The sequence below is a fragment of the Luteolibacter algae genome, assembly GCF_042683045.1.
Classification (GTDB): domain Bacteria; phylum Verrucomicrobiota; class Verrucomicrobiia; order Verrucomicrobiales; family Akkermansiaceae; genus Luteolibacter; species Luteolibacter algae.
This window is the reverse complement of record NZ_JBHUIT010000017.1, coordinates 40,892-63,783: the sequence shown is the minus strand read 5'-3', so window position 1 is coordinate 63,783 and position 22,892 is coordinate 40,892. Positions and strand designations below refer to the sequence as shown.

Annotated in this window: 19 protein-coding genes and 1 other RNA gene; 14 read left to right on the top strand and 6 right to left on the bottom strand. The window is 55.6% G+C overall.

Annotation, left to right across the window (positions count from 1 at the left end):
- Window positions 1-79 precede the first annotated feature (79 nt).
- Window positions 80-361, bottom strand: a complete 282-nt coding sequence (locus ACFSSA_RS09450; RefSeq protein WP_386820194.1) for a chaperone modulator CbpM — start codon at window positions 359-361, stop codon at window positions 80-82.
- A gap of 8 nt (window positions 362-369) precedes the next feature.
- Window positions 370-1,332 carry a DnaJ C-terminal domain-containing protein gene (locus ACFSSA_RS09445; RefSeq protein ID WP_386820193.1) on the bottom strand — a complete coding sequence of 321 codons (963 nt, stop codon included), beginning with the start codon at window positions 1,330-1,332 and terminating at the stop codon, window positions 370-372.
- A gap of 153 nt (window positions 1,333-1,485) precedes the next feature.
- On the opposite strand from ACFSSA_RS09445, the gene pssA reads away from it, so the two are divergent.
- The 3 genes from pssA to ACFSSA_RS09430 all read left to right on the top strand — a co-directional run bounded on the left by pssA (window position 1,486) and on the right by ACFSSA_RS09430 (window position 4,598).
- Window positions 1,486-2,376, top strand: coding sequence for a CDP-diacylglycerol--serine O-phosphatidyltransferase (gene pssA / locus ACFSSA_RS09440; protein ID WP_386820192.1), 891 nt, complete (start codon window positions 1,486-1,488; stop codon window positions 2,374-2,376).
- 6 nt (window positions 2,377-2,382) lie between these two features.
- Window positions 2,383-3,279 (top strand): M28 family peptidase, encoded by an 897-nt coding sequence (locus ACFSSA_RS09435; RefSeq protein ID WP_386820191.1) that lies wholly within the window; start codon window positions 2,383-2,385, stop codon window positions 3,277-3,279.
- 122 nt (window positions 3,280-3,401) lie between these two features.
- On the top strand, window positions 3,402-4,598 hold the full coding sequence (locus ACFSSA_RS09430; RefSeq protein WP_386820190.1) for a KamA family radical SAM protein: 1,197 nt from the start codon (window positions 3,402-3,404) through the stop codon (window positions 4,596-4,598).
- 193 nt (window positions 4,599-4,791) lie between these two features.
- On the opposite strand, the gene ACFSSA_RS09425 is transcribed toward ACFSSA_RS09430, so the two are convergent.
- Window positions 4,792-5,511, bottom strand: a complete 720-nt coding sequence (locus ACFSSA_RS09425) for a hypothetical protein (RefSeq protein WP_386820189.1) — start codon at window positions 5,509-5,511, stop codon at window positions 4,792-4,794.
- A gap of 191 nt (window positions 5,512-5,702) precedes the next feature.
- Between ACFSSA_RS09425 and ahr the strand changes: the two genes are divergently transcribed.
- Window positions 5,703-6,713 (top strand): NADPH-dependent aldehyde reductase Ahr, encoded by a 1,011-nt coding sequence (gene ahr / locus ACFSSA_RS09420; RefSeq protein ID WP_386820188.1) that lies wholly within the window; start codon window positions 5,703-5,705, stop codon window positions 6,711-6,713.
- Here ahr and ACFSSA_RS09415 read toward each other — a convergent pair.
- Both ACFSSA_RS09415 and ACFSSA_RS09410 read right to left on the bottom strand, forming a co-directional pair.
- Window positions 6,710-7,783 carry a class I SAM-dependent methyltransferase gene (locus tag ACFSSA_RS09415; protein WP_386820187.1) on the bottom strand — a complete coding sequence of 358 codons (1,074 nt, stop codon included), beginning with the start codon at window positions 7,781-7,783 and terminating at the stop codon, window positions 6,710-6,712. The two genes, ahr and ACFSSA_RS09415, sit on opposite strands and share 4 nt — an antisense overlap.
- Before the next feature lie 171 nt (window positions 7,784-7,954).
- Window positions 7,955-9,055 (bottom strand): Gfo/Idh/MocA family protein, encoded by a 1,101-nt coding sequence (locus tag ACFSSA_RS09410; protein ID WP_386820186.1) that lies wholly within the window; start codon window positions 9,053-9,055, stop codon window positions 7,955-7,957.
- 110 nt (window positions 9,056-9,165) lie between these two features.
- On the opposite strand from ACFSSA_RS09410, the gene ssrA reads away from it, so the two are divergent.
- Both ssrA and ACFSSA_RS09400 read left to right on the top strand, forming a co-directional pair.
- Window positions 9,166-9,523: a transfer-messenger RNA gene (gene ssrA / locus ACFSSA_RS09405) on the top strand.
- A 141-nt stretch (window positions 9,524-9,664) separates the two neighbouring features.
- Complete coding sequence (locus tag ACFSSA_RS09400) at window positions 9,665-10,867, top strand: tyrosine-type recombinase/integrase (protein ID WP_386820185.1); 1,203 nt, start codon at window positions 9,665-9,667, stop codon at window positions 10,865-10,867.
- 233 nt (window positions 10,868-11,100) lie between these two features.
- Here ACFSSA_RS09400 and ACFSSA_RS09395 read toward each other — a convergent pair whose 3' ends face one another.
- Window positions 11,101-11,373: a helix-turn-helix domain-containing protein gene (locus ACFSSA_RS09395; RefSeq protein ID WP_386820184.1), complete on the bottom strand. Its 273-nt coding sequence runs from the start codon at window positions 11,371-11,373 to the stop codon at window positions 11,101-11,103.
- Between the two features lie 166 nt (window positions 11,374-11,539).
- On the opposite strand from ACFSSA_RS09395, the gene ACFSSA_RS09390 reads away from it, so the two are divergent.
- The 8 genes from ACFSSA_RS09390 (at window position 11,540) to ACFSSA_RS09355 (ending at window position 22,891) form a co-directional block, all read left to right on the top strand.
- Window positions 11,540-12,466 (top strand): hypothetical protein, encoded by a 927-nt coding sequence (locus tag ACFSSA_RS09390; RefSeq protein ID WP_386820183.1) that lies wholly within the window; start codon window positions 11,540-11,542, stop codon window positions 12,464-12,466.
- A 197-nt stretch (window positions 12,467-12,663) separates the two neighbouring features.
- Window positions 12,664-13,149: a hypothetical protein gene (locus ACFSSA_RS09385; RefSeq protein ID WP_386820182.1), complete on the top strand. Its 486-nt coding sequence runs from the start codon at window positions 12,664-12,666 to the stop codon at window positions 13,147-13,149.
- Between the two features lie 545 nt (window positions 13,150-13,694).
- Window positions 13,695-14,411, top strand: a complete 717-nt coding sequence (locus ACFSSA_RS09380; protein WP_386820181.1) for a hypothetical protein — start codon at window positions 13,695-13,697, stop codon at window positions 14,409-14,411.
- A gap of 136 nt (window positions 14,412-14,547) precedes the next feature.
- On the top strand, window positions 14,548-15,033 hold the full coding sequence (locus ACFSSA_RS09375) for a hypothetical protein (protein WP_386820180.1): 486 nt from the start codon (window positions 14,548-14,550) through the stop codon (window positions 15,031-15,033).
- 68 nt (window positions 15,034-15,101) lie between these two features.
- Window positions 15,102-15,917 carry a hypothetical protein gene (locus ACFSSA_RS09370; protein ID WP_386820179.1) on the top strand — a complete coding sequence of 272 codons (816 nt, stop codon included), beginning with the start codon at window positions 15,102-15,104 and terminating at the stop codon, window positions 15,915-15,917.
- A 13-nt stretch (window positions 15,918-15,930) separates the two neighbouring features.
- A complete protein-coding gene (locus ACFSSA_RS09365; protein ID WP_386820178.1) occupies window positions 15,931-22,128 on the top strand; it encodes an RHS repeat-associated core domain-containing protein in 6,198 nt (2,065 codons plus the stop codon).
- On the top strand, window positions 22,125-22,430 hold the full coding sequence (locus tag ACFSSA_RS09360; protein ID WP_386820177.1) for a hypothetical protein: 306 nt from the start codon (window positions 22,125-22,127) through the stop codon (window positions 22,428-22,430). Before ACFSSA_RS09365 ends, ACFSSA_RS09360 begins: the two co-directional genes overlap by 4 nt.
- A gap of 59 nt (window positions 22,431-22,489) precedes the next feature.
- Complete coding sequence (locus tag ACFSSA_RS09355) at window positions 22,490-22,891, top strand: hypothetical protein (RefSeq protein WP_386820176.1); 402 nt, start codon at window positions 22,490-22,492, stop codon at window positions 22,889-22,891.
- Window position 22,892: the final 1 nt, after the last annotated feature.

Below are 22,892 nucleotides of genomic sequence, written 5' to 3'. Positions count from 1 at the left end.
TTTCAGCGAATTATTCAACTATCCGCTACCATCTGGGTGAGCTGTTGTGGGTTTCTCCGGAGAGATATTGCCGAGGCGTCTACCTTCGCAACCGCAACTCCGCACGGAGATGTTCGTTTTCTTCCATCAGCCTGACGATTGTAATGATCGCGGCCCAGTTCATTCTATGATGCTGGCGTAGGAGCTCGATGTGACGCAGCCGCATTACCGAGTCTTCATCGAAAAACCACTCGTCATTTTCCTGCTTTGCCGGAGCGACGACTCCCTTGCGGCAGTAAAAAATGATCTTACGGCGGGATGAGCCTGTCATACGCACCACCACTTCCAACGGATGAATCTCGTGCGGATCTGGTTCTATCATTTTCATTATCAATTCTCCCTGGGGTTGAATGTTGAAATCTCGCGGAGTTTTTCCCAATGCCCTCGCTCGTCGGGTGACACCTCCTGAGGCGTCTCTATGGAAATCTCCACATACAGATCACCGGGGTTATTCTTTCTGGGCGAGCCGTAGCCTTTCATACGCAGCTGATCTTCCGAGCCGGTCCCGGCAGGTATTTTCAGCTGAACGGACTTACCGCCTGGCAACGTAATCGAAATCTGGCAGCCCAGCACCGCCTCCCACGGAGCCAAAGCAAGATCCCGGTAAAGATCATGACCTTTAACCCGGAAATCCGGATGGGCGGCCATTCGGACCCTAAGATACAAGTCGCCATCCTCCCCACCTCCACTACCGGCTGCGCCATGGCCGGGAACCCTCAGTCTCTGACCTTCTCCGATTCCAGCTGGGATACGAACCTGGATCTCCTCGCTACTCTCCGCTCCGGTTCGCGGATCGATCTTCCGCATCGAAATGGTGCGTGTCGATCCACTGAATGCCTCCTCCAGGGTCACCATCAAATCACCCTCGATATCCTGACCGCGGCGTGATCCCGCCTGCCCGGAAAAGCTTCCGTAACCGGTGGAGCGCCGGTTTCCGCCGGAGAAATATTGCTCGAAGAAATCACTAAAGCCCGTGCCGCCAAACTCAAATTCCACTTCCTGTCCGCCGGGCCCCGCCCAATAATTCCCGCCACCACCCGGCGGTGGAGCCGCGCCTCCCTGTTGGTTCCAATTCGCCCCTAATGCATCATATTTCCTTCGCTTTTCAGAATCGCCCAGCACCTCATAGGCTTCATTGATCTCCTTGAACTTCGCTTCGGCGGAGGACTTATCTTCCGCTACGTCCGGGTGATATTTTCTCGCCATCCTGCGAAACGCCTTTTTCACCTCTGCCTGGGTCGCTTCACGCCCGATTCCCAGCAATTCGTAGTAGTCTCTGAATTCAACTGCCATAAAGATTCACGGAATTTCTGATCCATTTGCATCATGCCATCACATATCCCTTTTGTCTAACCGCCAAGTTGACTAATTCGCCCAATTCCCATGGATATCGCCGCTGATTCTTCGCGGTTGAGAATTTTAGGGAATGAGTACATGGTTCACCCCATGCCGAAACGCCGTGACCCGGACGAGCCGAAGATTTTCTTCCTCCCAAACCTAATGACCGCCTGCAATCTTGCCTGCGGATTCTTCGCAGTCCTGATGATTTTCTACGGGCAAATCGAGGTTCAGCGTGCATCTGGTGAAGGAGTGCTGGAGCCAAAAGCCTATTATGAGATTTCCCGTAAGTTCTACGAGTATGCGATTTTGCTGATCTTTGGCTCATGCCTCTTTGATTTGCTTGACGGACGGTTGGCACGCCTCGGGGGGCAGGAATCGCCCTTCGGGCAGGAATTCGACTCTCTGGCGGATATCATTTCCTTCGGGATGGCTCCGGCCATGCTTCTTTCGCGTGCGGTGCTTTTCCCCCTCGGAAACTTCGGCTGGGGCATCGCACTGATCTACCTCGTCTGCGGGGCGATGCGTCTTGCGCGCTTCAATTGCCTCGCGTTTCTTCCGAAAAAGAAAGGCTCCAGCAACGATTTCCGCGGTATCCCGATTCCTATGGCCGCCGGTTTTATCGCCTCACTTACGTTTCTCATCATAGACTTGTATAAAAACGATCATGAAGTCGGCCCCTGGAAGTTCGTCCTTGCCGGTGCGATGCTGGGCCTTTCCTGGCTGATGATCAGTGATGTTCGGTATCCTTCGTTCAAAACCGTCGATTGGAAGACCCGCGGCACCCTCACCGCCATCCTGCTGGCGGTTGTCCTGGTCTTCATCACCGTGCAGTTCCGTTATGTGATGCCGGTCGTGCTCTTCAGCGCCTATCTCCTATACGGTTTTGTCAGGCCCTGGATCTCGCAGAGCTGGAGAAAAGAGATCGAGGTCTATTCGGATGGCGATGAAAGCCCGGGCGACGAGACACTGGAGACGGAACCATCCCAAAAAAGCTGATCGAACATGGCTCCACAGAAAAAATTCCGTATCGTCCCTCTTCTCCTCGTCCTGCTCCCGCTCTGGCTCATCGGCTCCGGAGCATTCGCTTTGGTAAAGTATTTCAGCCAGGAGAAAGCCGAGCTAGAGGAAACCGGAAAGCGCTTTTCCCGCAGCGTATCCACGGAAGACCTAGCGGATGACCTGAAGAAGATCATCACGTTGGTCGGAGAACGGAATACGACCAAACCGGCCAAGCTCGCGGCTACGGCATCAATGATCCAAGGCCTCCTGGGTCCTGCGAACACCGGCTACAAGATCGGTCATATCGATAGTCCCAGCGATTTTCCGATCATCCATGTTTCCGTGCCCGCCAAAAAAAGCGGCAACCCACCCGTTTGGGTCCTCAGCTCCTATGATTCTCCGGTAGGCTCCCGCGGGGCGGAAAAAAACGCAACCGGTCTCACCGCGGCACTGGCAGCCGCCCGGGCACTTGCCGATGAAAAACCCGCGCACGATATCCACTTCGTATTTTTACCCCACTCGAATGAAGCCGACTCCCCGGTCATTGAGACCGCTGCGGCTGTCCGTGAATTCATTGCCAGAGCGCCCTCGCCCCAAGCATTGCTCTGCATTGAAGCCATGGGCGATAGCGAGAGCTTGATTCTAACCTCCCGCGATACAGAAGCCATTCCGACCACTGAGTTCGCGGGGCTCGGGAAAGTTCTTGGCGCTGAGGTGATCTGTCTAGGCGATGATTTCGATCTGGCATCGACCCTTTTCGAAATGAATCTTCCAGCGATTAGGATCGCCACCCGGCCCACGCTTCTCCCGGATGAAAATGACGAGCAACTGCCGTTTGCGCCCACCCTCGCGGCCTCCACCGGCAGATTAATCGAGCTCATTCGCAGACTTTCGAACTAGTCGGACCCACCTAAATCCGGCTATTTCAGAGTATCCGCCTATTGCAAAGCAAAGCTTTGTGCCAAACTTGCCCTTGACCCAATCCACATCCTGCCCGACCGATTTCTCCTAACGCAACGCTAATGACCTCCCCAAGCGACCTCGACACTACTTTCACCTCTCACGCACCCGGCTACTGGCCGGAATCCGCCATGGAAAAATGGTCGGATCATAAATGGCAGCTCCGCAACCGCATCGATTCCCTTGCCGATCTGGAAGCACGAATCAATTTATCCGATGAAGAGCGTGCCGGGGTGCTTCTCGCAGGGACCAAGCTGGCAATGGCCATCACTCCGCATTTCTTCAATCTGATTGATAAAGACGATCCCAACTGCCCGATCCGCCGCCAGGTGATCCCGCGCATCGAGGAGGGCTGGACAGCCCCCGAAGAACTTGCCGATCCCTGTGGTGAGGACTCACACATGCCTGTTCCAGGCCTCGTCCACCGCTATCCTGACCGGGTGTTGTTTCTCGTCACAGACCGCTGCGCCTCATACTGCCGCTATTGCACCCGCTCACGGGTGGTGTCTGGAGTCGGCGAGCAGCAACTAGAAACCCAGTGGGAAGCTGCTTTCAAATACCTTGAGGAACATACGGAAGTGCGCGATGTCCTACTCTCGGGCGGTGATCCACTGCTATTTTCCGATGCCAAGCTGGATAAAATTCTGACCCGCCTGCGTGCGATTCCCCACATCCAGTTCCTGCGTATCGGATCCCGGATCCCGATTTTTCTTCCCCAACGCATCACTCCGGAGCTTTGCGCAATGCTGAAAAAGCATCACCCGCTCTTCATTTCCATCCATAGCAATCACCCCAAGGAGCTCACGAGCGAAGTGCAGGATGGGCTAGTCCGCCTCGCCGAAGCCGGTATCCCGATGGGCAACCAGTCCGTGCTACTCCGTGGGGTAAATGACTCACCTGAAGTTCAGAAAGCATTGGTCCATAAGCTATTGATGTGCCGCGTGCGCCCTTACTATCTATATCAGTGCGATCTCATCACCGGCTCTTCCCACCTCCGCACTTCGGTTGCGGAAGGCGTAAACATCATCGAAAATCTCCGCGGGCATACCACTGGCTACGCGATCCCTCAATTTGTGATCGATGGACCGGGCGGTGGCGGAAAGATCCCGATCAATCCGAACTATGTGGTCGATTCCTCAGAAGGAAAAGTCACACTTCGAAACTATGAGGGTGGCATTTTCGACTATCCGGATCCTACCCGTATCCCGGAAGGAGAAATGAAGGCTCTTCAGGAAAAGGCTATCTGCAAGACCTGTTGATTCCTTGGCCGACCCGCCAGTATATCCTCAACCGGATGTCCGCTACATCGGCGACTTTTCCGGTGGTCGGATGGGATGTTTTCGACCCACAAAACATCCGCAAAAAAAGGAAGAGCACCTCGCGATAGCTCTCCCTTTGGGAAATTTTCCCTCCCGGACCGATAGAGGAAATTTATGTAATTTTCACCGATACCTATTTTGGCATCGAGAGATCCACTGAACCTCTCGGTAGGAATTTCACGTCGCTGACATTTGTGAACCGCATTTGTTCTCCAATCTTGCCATCATCCGTCATTTTGAAAGTGCGGTGGCCACCAGCCAGCTTCACGCCATCAATGTCTGCGAAATCATCGAGTGTAATAAACTTCGCCGGTCCCGGACCATTGGGCGCGACGAGCTTATTCGTCACCGTGTAGTGGGCGCCTTTTGTAAGCTTTGTATCCGGATCAATCAGCAGCACATAATAATCATCCGGCGAATCTCCGGCGTCTTTATCGTAGGTGATTTTCACCTGGGTATAGTCTTTCCCCTCAAATTCCAACTTATCATCAAGTAGCTCGAAGTTCGCGCTCTCATCATTAAAAACGAAGGGGATTCCGATGAAATAGAATGGAGTAAGAGACCAGAATCTGGGCGGCGATGCAAACTCACCGTCTTCCGGCTGGATCCAGACTTCTCCCCCGCTCATTCCAAAGCGGACATCGCTGCCAACCACCTCGTGCACCACGTCCAACGAGGCAGGATCCACGGTCTGCACGGTATCGAGGATAGCCTCCGGCCCTTTGTCACTCATGTGATACTGCCAGCGGAAGTGCAACAGACCGTTTTCATACCATTTGTCTTTTCCGCCGTGGGCTTCAATGGACTCCATAACCAGCTCCCTGGCTTCGTCAGTGGATTCACTATCAGTCATTTCCACGCTTTTTTGGCACCCTATCACGGCCAGCCCCAATCCAAGAACTGCTACGAACGATTTTAACTTCATCCGCGACCATCATCCCGAAATCCAATTTGACAAATGGAAAAAGCCACATTTTGCGTCACATGAAGAAATTCTTACGAACTATCCGTTGCGTTCGGGTGTTTCGGTTCCAACATTTCAGCATGAGCGAGACATTCCATGGATGGGCGGTGAAGGAAAAGGGCAAGCCCCTTGAAAAATTTGAGTTCGATCCCGGCGAACTGCTGCCCGGGCAGGTTCAGGTAAAGGTGGAATCCTGTGGGATCTGCCACTCGGACATCTCGATGATCGATAATGACTGGGGGAATACGAGCTATCCGTTGATTCCGGGTCATGAAATCATTGGAACTGTTGAAAAAATAGGACAGGAAGCAAAAGGAATCTCGATTGGAGACAGGGTGGGTCTCGGCTGGTTCGCAGGTAGCTGCCTATCCTGCCAGCCCTGCCTTTCCGGCAGGCAGCAGCTTTGCGAGCGCAGTGAACAGATGATTGTAGGACGCCACGGCGGATTTGCGGATCGTGTTCGAGCAAACTGGGAATGGGCAGTCAAGCTACCGGATAGCTTGGATCCCGCCAGCGCAGGCCCGCTTTTTTGCGGCGGCATCACTGTCTTTGCGCCCATCGCGGATCTTGGCATCAAGCCTACTGACCGCGTCGGCGTGATCGGAATCGGCGGGCTCGGCCATCTCGCCCTACAGTTTCTCAACGCCTGGGGCTGCGAGGTGACAGCCTTTTCTTCCAATAAGTCAAAGACGGATGAGGCCAAACGCCTGGGTGCACACCACGTCGTGGATAGCACAAATAGCGCAGAGCTTGAGAAAATCGCCGGCACGCTCGATTTCATTCTGGTCACCGCAAACGTAACGCTCGATTGGGATGCCTTCATCGCTGCCCTGGGACCGGATGGTCGGTTGCACTTTGTCGGCGCGGTTTTGGAGCCAGTGCCCGTAGCAGCATTTTCCCTGATCGGAGCAAGAAAATCCGTCTCCGGCTCTCCGCTTGGTTCACCGGCTACAGTCGCGAAGATGCTGGATTTCTGTGCCCGTCACAAGATTGCCCCGGTGACGGAAACCTTCGCCATGGACGATGTGAACAATGCACTCGATCACCTGCGCGCCGGCAAAGCCAGGCACCGCATTATCCTGAAACGCTAAACGAGCAGCCCGCGCTCCGCCACGTGACGGAGCCACGGCACAAAATCCAGCTCCGGAGAGCATTTTGCCGCGTGTTCAGCCAAGCGGACAACTGATAACGACCCATCCATTGCTGCCATAACCCGCAGCTGTGGAAAGGTAAAAACACAGGGTTTCATCGCTGCATCCACCACTGGCAGAGCCTCTCTTACGCACAGCAGACGCCACGCATCCAACCGGGGAAAATCCGGGATCACTACCTCCTTCGCCCCATCTTCCAGGATGACGATCGGATCTCCCAAAACCGCATCGGCGCGGTATAGAATCTCTGAGCGAAACGTCTTTTTCTCCTCTTTGTCCCTGTCGTCATCGCCGCGGTCACCATTCACGGAATCGCCCAACCAGCCGAGACCTTTCTCTTTCGCCAAATTCACAAAAGCTCCCAGCGACCATAGATCCATCACATCAGCAAAGTCGTCGTGAGCCAGCACATTGCCTCCCTTTGCGAGCATATCTCCAATGATCTCCAGCTCGGATTCCTTTTCCGTCACTGATTTCAAAAGCTCCAATGCATCCACCACGCCGACATCGCCGGCGGCCTGTATCACCTTCGCTTTTTCCACAATCGGCATCCGCTCTCGCCAGCCAGCCACCACATTGAAGCTCACTACCGCAATCCCGCTTGGAGAAAGGTATTTTGCCAGGAAGTCCATCAATCCCAGCTTCACCTCATCCTCCACCCAGGAAAATACTCCATGCGCAATAATGCAGTCGTATTGCTCATCTGGCTCAAACTGCGTGATGGAATTTTCACAAAGCCGGACATTCCGGAAACCTGCCTGCCGCGCCAGATTTCTCGCTCGCGAAATCAAACTCGGAGAAATGTCCAGCCCGGTGCACTTTGCCTGTGGCCAGCGATTGGCGACCGAAAGAATATGATGCCCTGTCCCACAACCGATTTCCAAAATACGGCCCCGGGAAAGATCCGGCACATCCAGCCCTGCAGCGCGTGCCACCTTCGCATTCACCCATGGGTCCGCACTGGGATGACTCATCACTGGATACTGGATTTCTTCGAGGCGCAGACTCATGCCGATCATTTGAATATGCGGGAAGGCATTGCAATCTCTTTGGGCAAAAGCCTTTGAAATCACTAGATCGCCAGGCTGGCAGTCATGTGTCCCTCGGTTTATTCCCGGCTGAGGCCCGAAAGACCAAATACCGCCCGGAAGGAGCGGGCTCCTAGCTGATGTTGGAAAAAGTCATACAGCAGGGTAGCCAAGATCGCCGATTTCCACAGGCTTTCCGGTCTCCGCTGATTTCATGATCGCCTGCAGCAAGGCAACATCCCGCCGTCCCATTTCACCGGGAGCAAGCCCTTTCTCACCTTTGTCAAGAGAAGCACACATCCCATCGATTTGAAGTGCCTGCTGATTCACCTCGGGAAAATTCATGCGCTTTTCGCCCACATAGCCGCCGATGCCACCATAGGCGAAAGCTTGCTGATCCAAGCCGAAACCGCCCTTCTCCGCATCCGCTTTGAGAAAATTCCCGGACTTCGCGGAACTCGCAAAACCCGACGCTTTCACGCCACCCGGGAACTCGAACACCCAATCATAGCCCTCGGGAGTTTCCGTGAAAAGCTCTGGTCTGGCATTGTGGGAAGTGGCCGTCACACGGATCGGGTTCTCGCGGACGGTATAGAGCGCCGCCTGCACGGGATAGGTCCCCAGATTATAAAGTTCACCCGCGACGCCCAATTTTTTTGAAAGCTTCCAGGCCTTCGGGTTCCTGTCCTGATAGGCAAGAGCTGCTGAAAAATCCTTCAATTTACCCATCTCCTCCGTCCTCGCCACTTCCATGAGCCGCTGGTGATATGGATCCCAATGCAGCCGGTAACCGATATGCAGCCCCACTTTGTTCTTTTTCGCGGCGGCGATCATCGCATCGCATTCCTCCACCGTAGCGGCCATCGGTTTCTCGCAAATCACATGTTTTCCCGCTTCCGCAGCACGTATCGAGTATTCCGCATGCATGCCCGGCGGAAGAACGATGTAGATGACATCGATGTCTTTATTGTCCGCGATCTCATCGAAATTCTCGTAGGAATAGACATTTCCTTCGGCCACACCGTATTTCTCACGCCAAGAAGGAATTTTTTCCGGAGACCCGGTCACGATACCAGTCAGCCTCGCCCGCTTCGTCTCCAGCAACGCTGGACCGAGCTGTCCGGTCGCATAGCTGCCCAGCCCCACCAGCGCAACCCCGTAAGTCTTGCCCTCTGGCTGTGCGGCCCACGATCTCGAACTACCCAGTGCGCCCGCTCCAAGCAGCGCAATCAATTCCCGGCGACTAATATTCATAATGGCCTTCAACAAACCACAATTCACCCACCTCTCAAGAGCTTTATCCATTCAGGAATTTCCTTTGAATAAATCACACACCATGCTACTCTTATTTTCGCTTAGCGACTGGGGGCGTTCTGGTTTCGACGGAATGTTTGAAGCGCTGGCTGCACGTAGAGGTTGGTCGGTTGGCCTCTTAAAAAAGCCGCCCAAAACAAATAAATGCAGACTCTAACGAGCTCGCACTTGCTGCTTAATTGACAGCATCGTCAAATCCCTGATGCCTGTTAAGGGAGGAGGCGCAAACTAACAGGCTGGATTGGGAATCGGGAGACCGGGTTCCCCTTCGAGATCAAACAGGTCCCTAGGAAAAGCAACGCGGTGGGTCAGCCCAGTTTTTCCGAATCACTAGATGATCCACTAAACGTGTAGATGCCTTCGCAGATGGCGTTCCGGACAGGGGTTCGACTCCCCTCGCCTCCACCAATTTCAAATGACCCGCAACAAGCTTAAATAAAGCCAGTTGCGGTTTTTTTTGGCCATTTCTGAAGGTCTCATATTGGCGGGAAATAGCCGATTTTGGCAAAAAATCCGTGTGTTTTCTGTGTGTTTCTTTAGGCTTCCCTCATGCCTTTCGACTCCGAAATCGGTCCTGTGAAACTCTACTCCCCAGCAGCTCCCGGAAAGCCGTGGAGAGTGAGTTGGAGTCCACCCGGAATGCCGCGCCAAGTCAAAGACCGGAAGACCAAGGCGGATGCTGAAAAGCTGGCTAAGGAAATCAAAGGTCAACTGAAGCGCGGGGAAATCGGTCGGGTGCACCGGATCTCAGCCGACGAGCACGCACTTCTTGAATTGTGCCGGAAGCTACGGGATCCAAAATCAATCCTTCAGGAGGCGCTCGACCGGCAGGACAATTTCAAGCGCGCGACTGTCGCCGCTTGCTGCGACCTCTACATCGCCGAATATAAAGACCGTGACAGCTCAATGACCCGCAATGACGCCACCAGCAAGGCCGGGGTCATTAAAGAGACGCTTGGAGAGCGCTATCTCGACTCCCTCACGGAACGGGACATCGAGGAATGGCGGGACATCAAGCTGAAGGGATCAAATCGTTACCGCAACAACATCCTGGCCCACCTGCGCCACCTCTACGAGCGGGCGCGGGTATGGGGCTTCGTGCCAAAGGGCCATAATCCTGCTCGCGAGGTTTCTTCAATGAAGATCCCAAGAGGCGAGCCGGTCGTCTGGGAACCTAAGATGTTGGAGTCCTGCCTTAAATGGTATCAGGCATCTGGCAAGCCCGATGCCGGATCCAAAATCGTCTTTCTTGCACTCGGTGCCTTCGCCGGAATGCGTCCCAGCGAAGTCGAAGGCGTGGTCGGTGAGCGAGATGGCATCCAATGGCAAGACATCGACTTCATACAACGCCACATCCGTATCCGCGCCGAGGTGGCAGGAAAGCTGGCCGAGGCTCGCTATATCACGTTCACCGAAAAGCCCGGTTCCGGCCTCACCAAAGAACTGGCCGACACGATCTGGACGACCCTTTGCAGTTGGATCGAACCGCACCGGCAGAAATCCGGCCCGGTCACCTTTCGGAAATGCCAGCGGCTAGTCAGCCCCGAACTACGAGAGGCCAAGCTCATCACCAGCTGGCCGAAGGACGGCCTCCGGCACACTTGGATCAGCTCGCTACTAGCACTTGGGGTCTCACGTGATTGGGTGGCCGAACTAGCGGGCAATAGCCCAGAGATAATTCGCACAAACTACAAACGGCCGCTGCCAGAGAATGTGGCTGCGAGTTGGTTTTCATACCGAACCGTAATATGAAAATTTGAATGAACGTTTGTGATGATCTTGGTAATTGGTATCCAAATGAGAAAGAAGAGCGCAGACCGTAACTGAGCCATCACAATCGACTGATTTAAATCGGGCGACTCAGATTGCTTGATACCGTTTCCACCCCGCTGTACAGGAACATATTCAGTTACCAGCGGTGCGTCTGCAAAGGATGATTCGCTTTGATTTTCGTCAAAGCTCGCCTGAATCGTGGTTACTGGGATTCAAACGCGTGTACGAAGGAATAGCGTTTCAATTTCCAGATCAAGAGCACGACACCAGCGCAATAACACTACCAACCCCGGTTGCGTCAAGCCTCGCTCAGAGCGTGAAAGATGGGTAAAATCCACATTGATCATCTTGCTGAGCTGCCTCAGCGTCAATCCTTTGGCGATTCGTTCAGAGTGAAGTGCAGCCACGATCCGCAACAGACGATCCACATCCGGATCTCCCGAAGGAGAATCGCCGGTAAATGTTTCACCTGAATCGATGGACATTCAGGCACCTTGAAATGTCACAGAAGGACAAGAGAGTCATTTTTCGCTTGTTGGTTATAAACATCACCCTAGCACTACCAGTGCCAATGCGGACTCATGGAGCTGTCCGATTTCTCACGACAAGAAAATGGACAACCCCAACTCTTTCCGAAAGCATCCCTCAGTTATGAAACATTTACCCGCCTTCCTCGCGTTTTTTGGGTTATTTTTTTCTGCCGCTGCAGAGCAGATCTTCACCAAATGGGACGTCGGGATTCCCGCACCGATCACCGACGGCACTCCCTCGCCGCCGCCACCGAAACCCGACCCTATCGACTTCAAGGTCGTGAGCACCCGCACCACCCGCATGGGTGTGTCGGAAGCACCGGAAATGCCCGACCTTCCGCCCATCACCGGGACGATCAATGTCACCGTGCAGCTCGTCGAAAACCCGAACCTCATTGATCCACCGCCACCGCTGCCGGCCTTGCCTCCCGAGGATCCAGCCGTCATCGCCAGAATGGCGGAGCTGAGGGAAGACTATCGCGAAACCGAACTCGTGTTTCTCTCTGCGACGGTCTATGACAACAACCGCACCTTCCTCCGAATCTACCCGAACGGGCGGGCTGACGGCTCAGTGACGGCATGGAGCAACCTCGATTTCCACCATTTCTGCGGATTCTCCACCTATAGGGTGAAGGATGACGTGGACGGCACGCTCTACGACTACGGGCTGCTGATGGGAATCGGCGGCATCGACACCCGCCGCATGAAGGAAATGGCCGAAGCACACGGCATCGAATACAAAGGACAGGAAATCCCCGAAATTCCTATCATGCCCGACCTCGCCGATGGCGGCCCCGCCTTCGTCTTGGTCGAAGGCGCGAAAGACAGTGCGGCGATGGACACCTTGGAACAAATCCACGACCTCTACCGCAAGGAAGGCGTGAGGATGGAGGAAGCCTACCACGCCCGCGAAAAAGCCCACGCTGACCGTAAAGCCTATCTGCTGGCGAATCCGCCCAAACCCAACGATGTGACGATCCAATTTTGGAAACGGGATCACCCGTCGCCGCGTGGCGTGCAGGCACTTGAAGGGGGGGCACAACCATGAAACGCCAACTCTTCCGATACGGCTTTCTCATCCTGGCCGCGACCAGCCTTTCAAACGCCGACCCCGAACCCCAGCCGCAAATCTCATTCACCGAAGGTGCCTGTGGCACATGAAACACCGACTGGATCGGTGTCGCCCTGCGTACTTACTTCATCGAATGGAGCCTTGACCTAGAAAACTGGAATTACGCCCCGCTGGTGGAATTCGGAACCGGGCTGAAAAGCTTCGGGATCAACACGCAAGAGGAAGAGAAATTCTTCGTCCGGCTCCACTATGTGGACGATACGGGCGTCACGACCTTGCAACAGGCAAGGGACGCGGATTTCGATAACGACGGCATCCCCAACTATTACGAGGTGGAAAACCTCTTTTCCGACCCGCTGGACAAGGACAGCGCCGGTGGGGATTCCGACACCGACGGATTGCCCGATGGCTGGGAACTCTTCCACTTCGGCGATGTCAATACCGCAGACCCGAACGCCATCCTCCAGCCGGACGGATTGACCAACAAGGAAAAGGCCGAACTGGGGCTGAACCCAAACACCGACTACTCTGACGAAAATGCCATCCAGCCTGCGGGCTACACCTATGACCCGGCAGGCCGACTGACCGGCGTCACCGCTCCGGTCGGTGCCGGAGACTACACCACTGACGAGGAAGGCAACCTGCTCAACGCCCAGTAACCAACATCGTTCCCATGAAATACTTTTCTCTTTCCTTTGCCGTCCTGTTGACGACCACTTTCACTGTAAGCGCCCAATACGATGACAACCCCGGTTAGCTACAGGACATAGTCTCTCCGGAAATTGAGGCGGTTGTCCCACGGAAAACAGCTACAGCGGGCTGTAGCAGTATAGGAAAAACATCAACCTATCTATGAGTCCGACGATTAGAGACAAGCCGCAAAAGACATGCGCAACTGGTTCCAAGCACCCCCACCCCTGCCTTCCCCACTCGCCTCACCTCTGTATCCGCCGTTTTCCCCTGCCAAATAAACCTCCCCGCACCATCTCCTTGGCGAACTTCGCGCATCTGGCGGTTCAAAAGAACAAATCAGCCTCGAGCCCAATAATTAGCGCCCATTCGTGACTACATAACCACTCCCTAACCCATTGTGACGAAATAATCACATTACTCAACCCGTTGAAAATCAATGGATACGAATCCACGTCCATTTCCCAAAATCAAAGTTCTCGCCACCGCCAATTAAGAGGATAGCCATCGGTTTGTGAAAAGCAGATCCGTTCTCCCCGTCGTGCTCGCCCTCAGCTGCTCCGCCCTCACCACATCACCCGGCCAGCAGCCCCCGGAAGCCCTGCATCAAGTCCACGCCCAGCGTCTAGCCGTTTTTGAAGCCGACACTCGCACCGAACTGACCCGCATCGCCCGCGACAAGACCATCCCCGGCGAGGAGAAAATCGTCCGCATCGAGCAGTGGTTCGCCGACAACGCCACCCGCATCGACGAAATCAACCACCTCGCCGACACCCTCGACCGCACCCAGCCCCTCGCCCGGCCCGTGCGCCCGGCCCGACCCGCCGACCCCTCACCCGAAGGCATCGCCGCTGCCTCCCTCCATACCCTCTCCCGCCGCTTCTCCAAAGGCGAGATCACCCCCGCCGAGTTCCACAGCCTCCGAGCATCCCTGCTCGACACACTCAACACCAAGGCCGACGCGGAAAAACGCAACAAGCACACCCCGGCCCGCCCGGTCGCCCTCCCCCCGCTCCCGGGCCCCGACGCCACCCCGGAGCAGCTTGCCAAAGCCCTCCACGTCCACAATCGCCACCTCTCCACCCTCCCCCCGGAAGAAGCCGCCGCCATCCGCGCCAACCCACAATCTCCCGTCAACCTCCTTCCCGCTCTCATCCAGACCAAACTGTTCACCGAACGAATCGGCCAGCCTCTCGAGACCTCTAGCAAACCACAAACACCAACCCGCTGATCCCATGAAAACAACCGCAGTTACCGCACTTATCACCGCCACCATCTGCCTCCCCGCTTCTGCGGCAATAACCCTCACCGGTGACGCTATAGTCATCGGAACGGGCAATACTGTCTCAACCAGTTATTCTGGAGCCTTGGGTTCTAACAATCATGTCTCAGGAGCGCAGTCGCTTTCTCTGGGCATCAGCAATTTCGTAACGCAACACTCGGCACTTGCCATAGGTGGATGGAACGACGTGGAACAGGACGACAACGACTACGGCTCCTTCGCCCTCGGCCATCACAACTATATCCACGGCTACGGCTCCATCGTCGGGGGTTCCTACAACAGCGTCCTCGACAACTCCTCCATCACCACGGGCTATTACAACTACAACAATGCTCCTGCCTCCCTCGTCGTCGGTCAGGGCAACGTTGTGGAATCCGACCAGAACAAGAATTCCATCACCGCAGGCACCTACAACGCCGCCATCCCCTACGCCAAACCCGCCCACCTCGTCATCGGCAACGGCACTGGTGCCGCTTTCGCCAACCGCAAGAACTCCTTTGTCGTATATGCCGACGGCGACATCGTCATCACCAAACCCCAGGGCGACATCTCCATGGGCATCTACCAGTAGTGGTGACCTCCGGTCGCCGTCTTCCTCTACCTTGGAGTTTGAAGTTTAAAAATTAAAGTTTCCCCGTCGTGCCCCTTTCCCAGAAAAAGCTTGTCCCCGGTATCCTCCTCCTGCTGATGCTCGCCGCCCTCGCCTCACCACCCTTATGGTGGAGCGACCCTTCCAACCCCGTCAGCACCGTCGATCCGCCCAACAACAAAGGCCCCGCCAACATCGGCCAGGCCAAGCACATGGCGAAGGCCGCCCTCGACGCCCTGGCGCAGGTTCTCCCGACCACCGCCGCCGCCATTGAGTCGGATCTCGTTGGCCCCGGCAAGCCCATCCCCTCCTGGGCACCCCCCGCCAATCAGACCGAGCGTGACAAAAACCACGCCCCTCTCCTCATCGGCCAGCTCAAAGCCATCGCCGATCCCTTCTACACCCACCTCCACAACGCCGCCCCCGCATGGCTAGACAAGCAACTGGCCGACAACGGAACCAAAGACAATTCGACCCCGGAGAATTGCTTTCCATGGACATCCGCCCCCACGGACGATAGCAACAGAGGTGTGGCCAACATCGGTCAGCTCAAGGCGGTCTTTTCTCTTAGGTTCGAGTATTTTTTGGACTCGGATAACGATGGTCTTCACGACGGTTGGGAAACGTTTTATTTCGGCAACCTCACCACCGCCGACCCATACGCCATCGGACAGCCCGACGGACTATCCAACAAGGAGAAGAGCAATCTGGGACTTAACCCAACCACTGATTATTCCGATCCAACTGCTGCAGAACCATCCAGATTTACCTACGACCTTGCCGGAAGGTTGACCGTTGTCACCGCTCCCGCCGGTGCTGGGAACTACACCCCCGACGAGGAAGGAAATCTGCTGACCGCCCAATAAGACATCCTCTCCTATGAAATATCTTTCTCTTACCTTTTCCCTACTGCTGGCTATCGCTTCCGTAGGCCACGCCCAAAACGGAGACAATCCCGGCTGGCTTGAAGGCTCGGTTGCTCCTGAGGATGCCGCCGCATGGCTGGCACAGCCCGGCGCATCCCGTTCGGTGGATTCCGACGAGCCGGAACAGGCCGAGCCTTTGACAAACCTGGAGGCTGCTGAATCATTGAGCGAAGCGGAGGCGTCCCCGCCTATAGCCTTCGCCCCCATGAGCATCACGCCCGGAGGAAACGAGGCGGACGAAGTCACGCCGGAGATCGAGGCGCTAGCCCGCGGGCTGCGCAACGATCCCGTCAAGATCTTCGAATACGTCCATAACTTCATCCGCTTCGAGGCCTATTTCGGGTCGAAGAAAGGCGCGCATCTCACTCTGTTGGAGGGAAGCGGCAACGAACACGACCAATGCGCCTTGCTCGTATCCCTTCTCCGGGCGGCGGGACTGAATCCCAGCTACAAATACGGCCCGTGCATATTCAGCTACGGGCAGATGGCGAAATGGCTCGGAATCTCCACCAGCCCCTTCTCCCATTGGACAAACGCACAACTGACCGCCTACTACTATCCGGGCGGCGGAGCACCGTCCGGTTTCCCCACAGCCGCGCAGAAGGAATTTCTCACCATCTACGAATTCCTAACCCCAAGGGGCTATCCCTATGTGGACGCATTCAGCCAGTCGAGCGTGAACTATTTCAGCATCCCCCATGTCTGGGTGGAACTGAACGGCAAGAAACTCTCGCCGTCCTACAAATACCAAACCATCCGCAGCGGCCTCGACCTCGCGGCAGCAACCGGCTACTCGCGCAGCCAGATCCTCACGGATGCGGGCGGCACGGTGAATTCAGGCGACGGAGCCCGATGGGTGAGCGGCCTGAACTACTCCGCACTCTCCAGCCGCCTCACCACCCAAACCCAGAACTTCATCCAGGCGGTGAAGACGAACCATGATTGGCGGCATTCCGAACGGATCACGGAATCGACCACCATCGACATGGAGAGCTACACCAACCTTGACCCTTGGGCCACCGGCAACACCGGCGGCATCAAATCCATATTTCCTGATAATTACGCCGCAGGCGTATGGCTCCCATTCGAGACATGGTCCGCCATCCCCACCGTCCACATGTCCAAGCTCGAACTCCGGGCGGGCATCTGGAACGGCACATCATGGACAAGCACCTACCTCAACCAGACCCTCAATCTCCCCGGCCTGCGCGGAAGAAAGCTGTCCCTGACCTTTTCCGGCAACACCGGACGCATCTATCTCGACGAAACCCTCGTCGGATCGACATTCAGCATCCCGTCCGCAGTCACGCAGTTCGATTTCCGGCTGGGCATCACACACAACCATTACGAGCTGACCGGTGGCAGTTACACCGTCACCAAGTTAGGTAAGAGCAACCAGTCTGAAACGAAGAAATATCTCAAGGGCGACGACTGCGCCTATGCCATCATCTACTCGTTCACAAACCCGGATCGCCTGTCCCGTGCAAGACAAGAGCAGCTCGATGCCTATCGCAGGGCGGGGCTGGTTGACAGCGATTGGCGCGTGCGCACCGAATCGCTCAACGTTATGGGACTGAACTGGCTCCACCAATGCCATCTCTCCGAACAGGTCATCACCGGACTGTTCAACACGGTGCCGCTTCACCATCACCAGTTCGGGAGGGTCGGCCAGGAACGCTCGTTTTCCTCCGGCGACATTTCCTTCTACATCGACGTAGGCCTGGGCTTCACCGCCCGGAATCACCGGACTACCAATTTTGCGGAAGCTGAGAATGCATCCCGCCTCACCATCACCTTCGCCAGCGCCATGGAACACGGGGTGCTTGAGCAAATGCAGGGAACCGGACTCGGTGCCACCTCCACGGTGAAGATGGTGCATCTCGCAAACCAGGCCGGCCAGCGCATCTACCGCGCCACCGCAGCCAACTGGTCGGCGGTGAATTCGGAACTCCAGAACTACCCGACAACGCCTAACAACGTTCTGGCCGAAATCTCGACTGCCCTTAGCGCAAACGCCTCCAGCCGCGCACTCTTGCCCCGCAGCGGAAAAATTGTTCTAAATCAATACACCGGATTCGGATTCGCGTTGGAAGAGCCGACCCGCGTCAGCATGAAGATCGGGGACAACTATGGCGGCTACAACAGCCAACCAGGAACGGTTTCAACGGCTGAACTGATCGCATGGCTCAAAACCAACCCCGCCTATCTTTCCTCCACGTCAAATCTTGCCATCCCCTCCATCCCACACACCACACCCCAACACACCTTCGGCGACCCCGTGGATGTAGCCACGGGCGCATGGGTTTCGGATGTGACCGACCTGACCATGGGCGGCAGCGACCCGGCGGGCATCACCTTCACGCGTTCCTACAACTCCAACGCGGCATACAACAATACTGCCGGGCTGGGATTCGGCTGGACCCACAGCTATGACATCTCCGCCACAACCCGCAGCAGCGTGAAGGCCGGACTTGGTGCCACCACATCCTATCAGGCGGCTCCTTTCTTCGCCGCCCTTGCGGCCGCAGCCGATCTCAGCCGCAACCACACCACCGCCAAGGAATGGGCCACCGCCGCCCTCGCCATCCATTGGGCCGTGGATCAGTTGCGCTATAAGGCCGTCGCTGTCACGATAGGAAACAGAACCCTCGAATTCGTTGAAATGCCCGATGGCAGCTTCGTGCCGCCCGCAGGCATGAACCTGACCCTCTCCCGCAACGGCAGCGGTTCGAGCGCCTATTACACGCTCACCCAGCGTCATGGTTCCACCATGACCTTCCGCACCGATGGCAAAATCGGCAGCATTACCGACCTCTTCGGAAAAACCCAGCAGTTCGCCTATTCCTCCGGCAAACTTTCCACCGTCACCGACGCCTTCGGACGCACGCTGACGTTCAACTGGACCGGATCGAAAATCTCCTCTGTATCCGACAGCACCAGCCGCTCGGTGGTTTTCGGATACACCGGAGACGATCTCACATCCGTCACGGACGTTGAGGGCAAGGCCACAGCATACGGCTATGATTCCGCCCACCGCGTCACATGGGTAAAGGATCCCGAAAACCGCACCGTCGTGGAGAACGACTACGATGCGAAGGGACGCGTCATCGTGCAGCGCAACAAGGGGGATGCCGCCCGCACCTACAACCTCTATTACAGCGGCTATTGCAACATGGAGGAAAATCCTCTGGGCGGAGTCATTTCCCACTACTACGATTCCCGTGGACGCGCCATCGGCTCCAAGAACCAGCTCGGCCATTCCGATTCCACCCAATACGACGGCCAGGACCGCCGCATCGTATCCATCACCCCGAAAGGCGAACGCTTCGACTGGTTCTACGATGCCGACAACAACCTTGAAACCACGATCGACGAACGTGGCGAACTAACGGATTACTATTACGATGCCTTGCACAGGGTCGAGGAGATGTGGGACAGGCGAGGAAAAGTCACCTACTACACCCACACCGCACAACATCTCCCGGAAACCGTCACCGATCCCGAGGGCAACGTCACTGAATACACCTACCATTCCAACGGCTTCCTCTGGACTGTCACGGACGGAGAGCAAAAGACCACCACCATGCTGTATGATGCCTGGGGCGGACTCCAGCGTGTCACCGCACACGACAGCACCTATCGAATGTTCCTCAACAACGCTCGCGGGGATGTATTGGAAGTCACGGATGAAGAGTCGCGCAAGACCCTCAACACCTACAACAAGCGCCGCCAGCTCCTCACCACCACCCTGCCGCCCGTTCCCGGAGAACCCGCCGCCATCATCGTCAACCAATACGACGACTCAGGGAACCTGGAGAACACCACCGATGCCAAAGGCAACGTCACCAGCCACACATGGAACGCGGAGGGCAAGCATCTCACCACTACGCTTCCGGCGTTGGCTGCCGGAAACAACGTCCTGACCACCGCCTACGACATCCGCGACTGGCCGGAAACCGTTTCAAACTCCCTTGGCCACACCGTCACCACGGAATACGACGCCGCCCGCCGCACGGAAACCGATTTCGATCCGAACGGGCAGCCGGTGGAAACCAGAAATCCGCTCAACCAGCCCACCCAATTCATTTGGAGCGCACGCGGCGAGAAAACCCGGACGACCAATGCCCTCGGCCATTACGCGAATTCCACGCTCGATCCGAACGGCAACCTCACCCTGCTGCGCAACCGCCGGGGCAAGAATTACATTTTCGCATACGACGACGCGAACCGTCTCGAAACCCTCACCACGCCCGGGGGGAAAACCACGACCACGACCTACTACGACAACCAGCTGGTCGAATCCATCGAAGAGCCGTCCTCGCAGAAAACAACGCTTTTCTACAACGGCAAGAACCGCATCGAAACCAAAACAGACCCTCTCGGCACCGTCAGCTACGGTTACGATGACAGCAGTTTGCTGGAAACCGTCACGGAAGGGGCGGACGTCATCAGCCGGGATCACGACGAACGCGGCAGGCTCAAATCCTTCACCACCGCCGACGGGGATTTCATCCAATACCGCTATGATGCCAACAACAATCTGACCCGCATCACCTACCCGCCGGATGCCGCGCACCCGGCAGGCAAGCAGGTCAACTACACCTACAACGCCCGCAACCTGCTCGAAACCGTCACCGATTGGAACAACCGGGAAACCATCTATCTTTATGACCGCCTCGGCAGGTTGACCGGCATCACACGCCCCAACGGGACCACCGCAGTGATGGCCTATAATGCGGCCAACCAGCTTGTCTCACAGAGGGAGTATGTGGGCGGCAAGCTGATCTCCTACCTGAAGTTCGATCACGACGCCGCCGGGCAGATCGCCCGCCGCTTCCGCGCCCCGCTTGTCCAGAGCGGCTGGCAACATCCGTCGTTCTCCGCCACCTACGATGACGACAACCGCCTAGCCACCATCAACGGCCAGACCGTCACACACGATGCCGACGGCAACATGACCTACGGGCCGATCAGACAGGACTCCGGCCACCTCAATTTGGCCTACAACTCACGCAACCAACTCACCTCTGCGGATGGCCTAACCTACACCTACGATGCTGAAGGCCGCCGCCGCACGATCACCGACACCAGCGGAACCATCCGGGACGTGATCGACCCAAACGGCAGCCTCAGCCGTCTCCTGATCCGCCACAACGCAGACAACACCAAGAACTATTACGTTTATGGCCTCGGCCTGCTTTATGAGGTGGACGAGGCGGATAACACAAAGACCCACCACTACGACCAGGTCGGCAGCACCATAGCCCGCACAGACGACACCGGCAAGGTCATCGGCAAGGCCGAATACTCGGCGTACGGCCTCTGCTTCTGGAAGCACGGCGACATGGACACACCGTTTCTTTACAACGGGCAAGCCGGTGTCCAGACCGACGCAAACGGCCTGCTCAACATGCGGGCACGATACTACAGCCCCTACCTGATGCGCTTCCTCAACTCCGATCCGATTGGATTCTCGGGTGGCGCGAACTGGTTCGCGTATGCGGACGGAAACCCCATCAGCCTTAACGATCCCTTCGGATTGGATGGAACCGAGTATCGTGGCGGCAATCAACTTAACATGTCGCGCTATGGCACCAACGGTGGTTACGGAATGGGCAACGCACAAACCGCTCAAGAAGCCGCCAGATTAGGAGTGGCAGCTGAGGTCTTGCTCGGCTTCACCCCATTAGGCGTCATGATGGACGTCGGAGACCTTGGCACCAACGTCTGGAACGGCAACGGTAGCGGAGCAGCTTTCGCCGCGATAGGCTTTATACCTGGAGGAGACCTAGTGAAAGGGGCTAGACGCCTCGATGGATTAGCAGACGTCCCAACAACAACACTTTATCGAGCAGTTGGCCCAGATGAACTGGCCGACATAAGTCAAACAGGGCAACTTATCAATAGAGGATCAGCAGAAGGCAAATACTTCACAACCTCTGCGGAGCACGCATCGGACTATGCTCAACAAGCAGTCAGGAGATTTCGCGATCCCCCTTACACTACCATTATGACAGAAGTACCCACTTCATCGCTGCCAGCCCCGACAAGTGTTGATGGGGGTATCCCTGCCTTCGTAATTCCGAACAATGCCCTTCCAGGATTACAACCCACGATTTTGGACTGGATGGCCGTCCCACGAACAAGATGAAACACGATGCAATAATAAGAGTTCGATTCCTAACGACATCAGAGGGGGGAAGAAATACTGGCATAGTAGCGACTCGCTACGGCTGTCCGCTTTTTATCGACGATGACACCAAACAAGGATTTGATTGCCGATTCGTAGTTGATTCTGATGTTCGCTTTGAACTGGGGGCGACTCATGACATAAAGATAAAGTTTATGAATCCATCCTTGGCACTCCCCAAACTAAATGAAGGAAAAAACATTTATCTTTGGGAAGGAAGAACGATAGCCAAAGGTCATATCGTTTCCTTAAACGGCACTTAGCTTAGATCCTCGTAATCTCTCTTGTAATACATTGTGAAAATGACTTTCGCACTACAAAGATGAATAACGGAAATACTCTAAATTTTATCGAAAAATTAAAATATTTAGAAAATCTAGCCAAAGTAATATCAACTGGGATTACTGAGGCAAAGCTCTCAAGCCGCATAACTACTCACCAAAATAATTCTCTTGAATGCGGAAAATTGACGAGTGAACACTATTTGAATTCGTTTAAATTAAGGTGCAAAAACCCGAATGGAATAGCCATGGGCATGCGTGAGATCTTGGAAAATCTAAGCCGCCAAGACAGACGGTTAGAACTCATTATTTTTGAATTTGATGAAGGCAGCTCTCTATCGACATGGATTTCGGATGAAAACTTAATCATCGCGTGCCTTTTCCATCCGAAGGGAAGCGACAAAAGAATAGCTATGAACGCAACACAAAAGCCAATGGAATAGG

What these genes read in the sequence shown, in the direction of transcription:
- ACFSSA_RS09395 (WP_386820184.1), bottom strand. Translation starts at nt 11,373, where the DNA reads ATGTCCATCGATTCAGGTGAAACATTTACCGGCGATTCTCCTTCGGGA.
- ACFSSA_RS09415 (WP_386820187.1), bottom strand. Translation starts at nt 7,783, where the DNA reads ATGAGTCTGCGCCTCGAAGAAATCCAGTATCCAGTGATGAGTCATCCC.
- ACFSSA_RS09360 (WP_386820177.1), top strand. Translation starts at nt 22,125, where the DNA reads ATGAAACACGATGCAATAATAAGAGTTCGATTCCTAACGACATCAGAG.
- ACFSSA_RS09450 (WP_386820194.1), bottom strand. Translation starts at nt 361, where the DNA reads ATGATAGAACCAGATCCGCACGAGATTCATCCGTTGGAAGTGGTGGTG.
- ACFSSA_RS09425 (WP_386820189.1), bottom strand. Translation starts at nt 5,511, where the DNA reads ATGACTGATAGTGAATCCACTGACGAAGCCAGGGAGCTGGTTATGGAG.
- ACFSSA_RS09410 (WP_386820186.1), bottom strand. Translation starts at nt 9,055, where the DNA reads ATGAATATTAGTCGCCGGGAATTGATTGCGCTGCTTGGAGCGGGCGCA.
- ACFSSA_RS09355 (WP_386820176.1), top strand. Translation starts at nt 22,490, where the DNA reads ATGAATAACGGAAATACTCTAAATTTTATCGAAAAATTAAAATATTTA.
- ACFSSA_RS09435 (WP_386820191.1), top strand. Translation starts at nt 2,383, where the DNA reads ATGGCTCCACAGAAAAAATTCCGTATCGTCCCTCTTCTCCTCGTCCTG.
- ACFSSA_RS09445 (WP_386820193.1), bottom strand. Translation starts at nt 1,332, where the DNA reads ATGGCAGTTGAATTCAGAGACTACTACGAATTGCTGGGAATCGGGCGT.
- ACFSSA_RS09400 (WP_386820185.1), top strand. Translation starts at nt 9,665, where the DNA reads ATGCCTTTCGACTCCGAAATCGGTCCTGTGAAACTCTACTCCCCAGCA.
- ACFSSA_RS09390 (WP_386820183.1), top strand. Translation starts at nt 11,540, where the DNA reads ATGAAACATTTACCCGCCTTCCTCGCGTTTTTTGGGTTATTTTTTTCT.
- ACFSSA_RS09430 (WP_386820190.1), top strand. Translation starts at nt 3,402, where the DNA reads ATGACCTCCCCAAGCGACCTCGACACTACTTTCACCTCTCACGCACCC.
- ahr (WP_386820188.1), top strand. Translation starts at nt 5,703, where the DNA reads ATGAGCGAGACATTCCATGGATGGGCGGTGAAGGAAAAGGGCAAGCCC.
- ACFSSA_RS09365 (WP_386820178.1), top strand. Translation starts at nt 15,931, where the DNA reads ATGAAATATCTTTCTCTTACCTTTTCCCTACTGCTGGCTATCGCTTCC.
- pssA (WP_386820192.1), top strand. Translation starts at nt 1,486, where the DNA reads ATGCCGAAACGCCGTGACCCGGACGAGCCGAAGATTTTCTTCCTCCCA.